The organism is Sinomonas sp. (assembly GCF_036848755.1).
Classification (GTDB): Bacteria; Actinomycetota; Actinomycetes; order Actinomycetales; family Micrococcaceae; genus Sinomonas.
The window spans coordinates 1-6078 of the sequence record NZ_DAIUJO010000163.1; the positions used below are offsets into that span (position 1 = coordinate 1).

Below are 6078 nucleotides of genomic sequence, written 5' to 3' on the forward strand. Positions count from 1 at the left end.
CCTCGTGCTGACCTCGAACCTCGGCAGCCAGTTCCTCGTCGATCCCGATCTGAGCGCGGCCACCAAGCGCGACGCGGTCATGGGCGTGGTGCACTCCTCGTTCAAGCCGGAGTTCCTGAACCGGCTCGATGATGTCATCATGTTCGACCCCCTCTCCGTGGAGGAACTCGCCCGGATCGTGCAGCTCCAAGTCGACTCGCTGCAGCGGCGCCTGCACGAGCGTCGCCTCACGCTCGAGGTGACGGACGGCGCGCGCGCGTGGCTGGCGATGACCGGTTACGACGCGGCGTACGGAGCGCGCCCACTGCGCCGGCTCGTCCAGCGCGAGATCGGCGATCGGCTCGCGAAGGAGCTCCTCTCGGGCGAGATCATCGACGGGGACACCGTCCTCGTCGACGTCTCGGATGTCACGGTCGATCTCCAGGACCTCACCGGCGCGACGAGCGGGCTGAGCGTCACCCGTAAGGCGCCTGCGTCTCAGGAGGCGTAGCCCCGCCGGTGGCGTCAGGGGAGGAACGACGCGGTGAGGGTGTTGCCCTTAGTGCTCTCCACGAAGCAGTCGACGCGGCGGTCGCCAGCTGACCAGCTGCCCTGGCTCGGGAACGCGTTCCGCTGGCGGAGCATGCTGGTGTCCTGGGGGAGCGTGAGCTGGGTCTGGCGGCAGAGGTCCGAGGCGTGCTGTTCGAGCGCGCCCTTGCCGGGGTAGGAGTCGCCGGTCCCGTACATCGCTGTCGCGACGAGCTGGGCAGAATGGGCCTGGGTGCAGGGGACGATCCGATTCGCGGCGGCGCCCGCATTGAAGTTCGAGAAGCAGTCGCCGGTCTTGTAGCTCGCGGAGGGAGTCAATCCCTCCGCGGCCGGGGCCGTCGCCGCCGTGTCGCTTTTCGCGCTTAGCGAAGCGATGAGGGCCCAGAGGATGAGGAGAACGACGACGCCGCCACCGGTGCTCAGGACCTTGCCCCAGGGCGAGGTCGGGAGGCGGCGAGTTCGTGGAGCGCGCCGCGGACGCTCGGGAATCCGGTACTGGCGGCGCGTTGGGGGCTCGTTCGGTTCCCTCAAGGGGCGGCGGTACTGACCCTGCGCGCTCTCCATGCCGAATGGTGCCCTTCTGACGTGCTTCGGAGGACTGAGGGCTCGGCCTCTCGCTGGCCCTCACCTGCGGTTGGCCGCACGTTTCGCGAATACGCGGGCGGCCGCAATTACATGTAGTCTAGACCTACGACAAATTGATCAATGACTCCGGGGCCTCGCGAGCCTGCCTTCGCGACTACCTCCGGGACGAGGCAAAAGAGGGGGTCACGCCATGGGGCGCGGCCGTCAAAAGGCTAAGGCAACCAAGCAGGCTCGGGACATCAAGTACTACAGCCCGAGTACCGACTATGCAGCCCTCGAGCGCGAGCTCAGTGGGTCGAGCGGTCACCCTGCACACCACGACGCCGACCTCGAGCCGGATTATTCCGACTACGAGGACAAGTACGCCGATCAGTTTGACGACGACGAGGATTCCCGCCGGATCGGCTGACACGCTCCCATGAGCGAAGTCGCCAGCAACGGAAATGATCCTTCGGTAGTGCGCGCCCATGCGGCAGCATTGCGGTCTATCGCCCGAGAGGTGGTCGAGACCGCGGAGCCGCAGGAGCCCTCTTCTGCTCGAGCGGGCCTGCTCGGCATGCTGCAGGGCGGCGCAGTGCTGGCTCTGACTGGGGCTGGCGTTTCAACCGCTTCTGGTATTCCAGATTACCGTGGCCCGCAGGGGTCGTGGCGCAAGCATCGGCCCATGACCTATCAGGAGTTCCGCCACGATCCGGAGGCGCGCCACAGGTATTGGGCGCGGAGCTTCGTGGGGTGGCGGCACATCGACCGGGCACGTCCGAATGCGGCGCATCGGATCCTCGCGCAGCTGGAGGCGCGCGGCGTCGTCCTCGGAGTCGTCACCCAGAACGTGGACGGCCTGCACGCCGCTGCAGGCTCGCGCAACGTCGTAGCGCTTCACGGCGATCTTGACAAGGTCGTGTGCCTCAACTGCGGCAACGTCGAGGGGCGTGCCAACCTTGACGAACGGCTGGCCCAGGCCAACCCCGGATACGCCGAGGCCGTGCGCCTTGATCCCCGGACGGTCAACCCCGACGGCGACGTCGAGCTTCCGCAGGTCTGGGTCGACAGGTTCCGCATGGTGGGCTGCCTCGTGTGCGCTTCGATCGAACTCAAGCCCGACGTGGTCTACTTCGGCGAAAGCGTCCCGATAGAGCGCAAGGAGCGGGCGACGGCGATGCTCACCGAGGCGCGGAGCCTCCTGGTGCTGGGCTCGTCCCTCGCCGTCATGAGCGGCTTCCGATTCGTGCTGGACGCTGTACGGGACGGCAAACCGGTGGGGATCGTCAATGCAGGCCCGACGCGTGGGGACAGTCGAGCGCACTGGCGCTGGCGCTCTGACGTGGGCGAGGCGCTGGAGGACTTGGCCGCGGCCCTCTAACTTTCGGGTGCACCAACTCCCGCTCTCTGGCGTTTCGGGTGCACCAACTCCCGCTCTGTGGCGTTTCGGGTGCAGATACGTTGGCATCGGCGTACCCGAGAAGCTGCAAAGCGTGAGTTGGCGTACCCGAAACGGTTAGGCGTAGGCGTTGACGAGGCGGACGGCGCCGCCGTCAACTCCCTTCGCGCCCTGGACGTAGTCCGGATCGCTCGAGGAATTCGCCGTCGGGGACGCCCCGGCGTCGTCCGATCCCACGGTGCCCATGGACCATGCGGCCACGCCCCGTTCAGCGAGCCGAGCGAGCGCGGCGTCGGCCGCATCGGGGGCGACGATCGCGACCATGCCCACCCCGAGGTTGAGCGTCCGCTCGAGATCGGCTTGCGGGACGCTTCCGAGCTCGGCAACGAGCTTGAAGATCGCGGGAAGCTCCCACGTGGAGCGATCGACCGTCGCGAGGAGGCCCTTGGGCAGCACGCGGGCAAGGTTCGCCGCGAGCCCACCGCCCGTCACGTGGCTGAATCCGCGAAGAGCGAGGTCGGGACCCCCGGCGGTCCCATTGAGGGTCCTGACGAGGTCGAGGCAGTCGGCGGCGTACACGCGCGTCGGCTCGAGCAGCTCCTCGCCGAGAGTCCGGCCCAGCTCCGAGACCTGACGGTCAAGGGCCCAACCCGCGTGGTTGATGACCCGCCGCACCAGGGAGTAGCCGTTGGAGTGGATCCCCGAGGACGCCATGCCGATGACGATGTCACCCGACTTGACCCGCTCCGGGCCAAGAAGCGCGTCGGCCTCGACGACTCCCGTCGCCGCACCCGCGACGTCGTACTCGTTCTGCCCCAGAAGGCCGGGGTGCTCGGCTGTCTCGCCGCCCACCAACGCCGTTCCCGCTTGGGCGCACGCCGCCGCGATTCCGCGGACGATGTCCGCGATCCGTTCGGGGACGACCTTCCCGCACGCGATGTAGTCGGTCATGTAGAGCGGCTCCGCGCCGACCACGACGATGTCGTCCACGACCATCCCGACAAGGTCGAAGCCGATGGTGTCGTGCACATCCATGGCCTGCGCGATGGCCACTTTCGTGCCAACCCCGTCGGTGGACGTCGCGAGCAGCGGGCGGCGGTAGGTGAGCAGCCGGCTGACATCGAACAGGCCGGCGAAACCGCCGACGCCGCCCAGAACCGAGGCGTTGTGGGTCGCCTTGACGGCGTCCTTCATGAGTTCGACGGCGCGGTCCCCGGCTTCGACGTCGACGCCGGCGGCTGCGTAGGTGATGCCGGTCGCGGGTCCGGTGGTGGCGGGGGCTGCCGTGGGCTGGGGGGCGGAGTTCGTCATACGTTGGCCTCGTCGCGGTCTGCGGGGGACAGGAGGGGTTCGAGTTCGGAATCGGGACCCGGATCGCAGCCAGCGGCGCCGGGACGATCGGCGGGATCCTCGGTGGCCCCTTCCTCGGTCGCCTCGGACGTTACTTCACGCTCGAGGAGGTTTTTGCCGAGCTTGTCCGCACTGGGCAGCTCGATCGGGTACACCCCGGTGAAGCAGGCCGTGCACAGCCGCTCACGAGGCTGCTGGGTCGCGGAGATCATCCCGTCCTCCGAGATGTAGCCGAGTGAGTCAGCGCCAATGGCCTGGGAAATCTCCTCGACCGTGGCACCGTTCGCGATGAGTTCGGCGCGCGAGGCAAAGTCGATGCCGTAGAAGCAGGGCCATTTGACCGGCGGAGAGGAGATCTTCACGTGGACCTCTTTTGCCCCGGCCTCCCGCAGCATGCGGACGATTGCGCGCTGCGTGTTCCCGCGGACGATCGAGTCGTCGACGACCACGACCCGCTTCCCGCGGATAACGGATTCGAGGGCGTTGAGCTTGAGCCGGATACCAAGCTGGCGGAGTGTCTGCGAGGGCTGGATGAAGGTGCGGCCCACATACGAGTTCTTGACGAAACCGTGCGCGAACGGGATGCCCGATTCCTCGGCGTACCCTACTGCCGCCGGCGTCCCGGACTCGGGCACCGGAATGACGATGTCGGCCTCATGAGTGTTCTCGCGCGCAAGCTGGCGACCCATCTCGACCCGCGACTCGTAGACGGAGCGACCTGCGATGCTGGCGTCGGGGCGAGCGAGGTACACATACTCGAACACGCAGCCGGCGGGCGTGGGCTTGCCGAAGCGCTCAGAGCGGACGCCCTTCTCATCGATCGCGATGAACTCACCGGGCTCGATCTCGCGGATGAAGCTCGCCCCCACGGTGGCCAGCGCCGACTGCTCGGACGCGACCACCCAGCCACGCTCCAGGCGGCCAAGGCAGAGGGGGCGGATGCCGTACGTGTCCCGTGCTGCGTACAGGGTTCCTTCGTCCATGAACACGAAGCAGAACCCGCCGCGGATCTTGGGCAGGAGCGCTAGGGCGGTCTCTTCGAGGGTCTGGCCCTTCTCGCCCGCAAGCAGCGCTGTCACGAGCGCGGTGTCGGACGTGTTGCCCTGCTTCATCTCGCCTGTGAGGTGACCGCCCGTGAGTTCCTCGATCATGTCGCGAAGCTCGGCAGTGTTCGTCAGGTTGCCGTTGTGGGCGAGCGCGACAGTCCCGTTGGCTGTTGCCCCCAGCGTCGGCTGGGCGTTCGCCCAGTGGCTTGCCCCCGTCGTCGAGTAACGGCAATGCCCGACGGCGATGTGCCCGGTGAGCGTGTTGAGGGTCGACTCGTCGAACACCTGTGAAACGAGGCCCATGTCCTTGTACACGCTGATGCGCGTGCCATCGCTTGCGGCGATGCCGGCGGATTCTTGTCCCCGGTGCTGGAGGGCATACAGGCCGTAGTAAGTGAGCTTGGCGACCTCTTCGCCGGGTGCCCACACACCGAAGACGCCACAAGCGTCCTTCGGGCCTTTGTCGACTGGGTCTAGGTCAAGTGAGAGGAGTCCGTCACCGCGTACCACTGGCTAATTGTCTCATGCCAGCGAGGGGCGGCGTTTCAGGATGGGTCTTCGTCGTCCTCTGCCTCGTCTGCCACTTCCTCCACGGTTGCGCGGCGGGCGCGCTTGACGCTCACGCGGTCAACGATGAGCACCGCGATCCCGCCGACCAGGACGCCGGCGGCCACGAACAGGACGAGGAAGTATCCGAACGCCGATTCATTCGTGTAGCCATCCGGCAGGTCCCCTCCTGAGCCGAAGATGACCGCGGCGATGGCGCCGAGTAGCCCGCCCGTCACGAGGAAAGGGACGAACTTCGGGGCACGGCGGACGGTGATCTGGCGCTGCGAGGGCATGTCTCTAGCGTACCGAGTCATGAGAAGTGCGGGGGCGCCAATCCAGACGCCACCGAGGGAGAATCGACGAGCCGGATCCGCTTCGGGGAGTCTGGTGCGGGCAGACCCCATCCTCCCCGAAGCGGGGCTTCCTACGACTTCCGTCGCCTGATCGTCGATTCTCGGGTTGAGCCCTCGCGGACCCGCACCCGAACGCACTACTTACGCGCGATGATGCCGCCGTGGCTGTTGGGGAAGAAGCCCCCCGCGGCGACGGGTGATCCAGGCCCAGAGAGGGTTTGCGTCGGCGTTCTAACGTACGTGGTGATGGCGCCGTTGCCTCCCTGGCCGTAGATGCCATAGCCCCAGT

Annotated in this window: 6 protein-coding genes and 1 pseudogene; 3 read left to right on the top strand and 4 right to left on the bottom strand. The window is 67.2% G+C overall.

The annotated features are described in order from the left end of the window. Positions 1-490 (top strand): annotated as a pseudogene (locus V7053_RS17395) (ATP-dependent chaperone ClpB); the annotation flags it as partial. Between the two features lie 14 nt (positions 491-504). On the opposite strand, the gene V7053_RS17400 reads toward V7053_RS17395, so the two are convergent. Beyond that, on the bottom strand, positions 505-1092 hold the full coding sequence (locus tag V7053_RS17400) for a septum formation family protein (RefSeq protein ID WP_334173524.1): 588 nt from the start codon (positions 1090-1092) through the stop codon (positions 505-507). Between the two features lie 211 nt (positions 1093-1303). Here V7053_RS17400 and V7053_RS17405 point away from each other — a divergent pair, with 211 nt between their 5' ends. Together V7053_RS17405 and V7053_RS17410 are read left to right on the top strand one after the other, a co-directional pair. Further along, entirely contained in the window at positions 1304-1522 is a 219-nt protein-coding gene (locus tag V7053_RS17405) for a DUF3073 domain-containing protein (protein ID WP_334173525.1), read from the top strand. Positions 1523-1531: 9 nt separating this feature from the next. After that, the gene (locus tag V7053_RS17410) at positions 1532-2473 is read left to right on the top strand and encodes an NAD-dependent protein deacetylase (protein ID WP_443022662.1); all 942 of its coding nucleotides are present in this window, start codon (positions 1532-1534) and stop codon (positions 2471-2473) included. Between the two features lie 135 nt (positions 2474-2608). Here V7053_RS17410 and purM read toward each other — a convergent pair whose 3' ends face one another. From purM to V7053_RS17425, 3 genes are read right to left on the bottom strand one after another with little or no spacing between them, the layout of a single operon-like run. After that, complete coding sequence (gene purM, locus V7053_RS17415; protein ID WP_334173526.1) at positions 2609-3802, bottom strand: phosphoribosylformylglycinamidine cyclo-ligase; 1194 nt, start codon at positions 3800-3802, stop codon at positions 2609-2611. Then, a complete protein-coding gene (gene purF, locus V7053_RS17420; protein ID WP_334173527.1) occupies positions 3799-5397 on the bottom strand; it encodes an amidophosphoribosyltransferase in 1599 nt (532 codons plus the stop codon). Before purF ends, purM begins: the two co-directional genes overlap by 4 nt. 35 nt (positions 5398-5432) lie before the next feature. Further along, complete coding sequence (locus V7053_RS17425; RefSeq protein ID WP_334173528.1) at positions 5433-5729, bottom strand: hypothetical protein; 297 nt, start codon at positions 5727-5729, stop codon at positions 5433-5435. Positions 5730-6078: the final 349 nt, after the last annotated feature.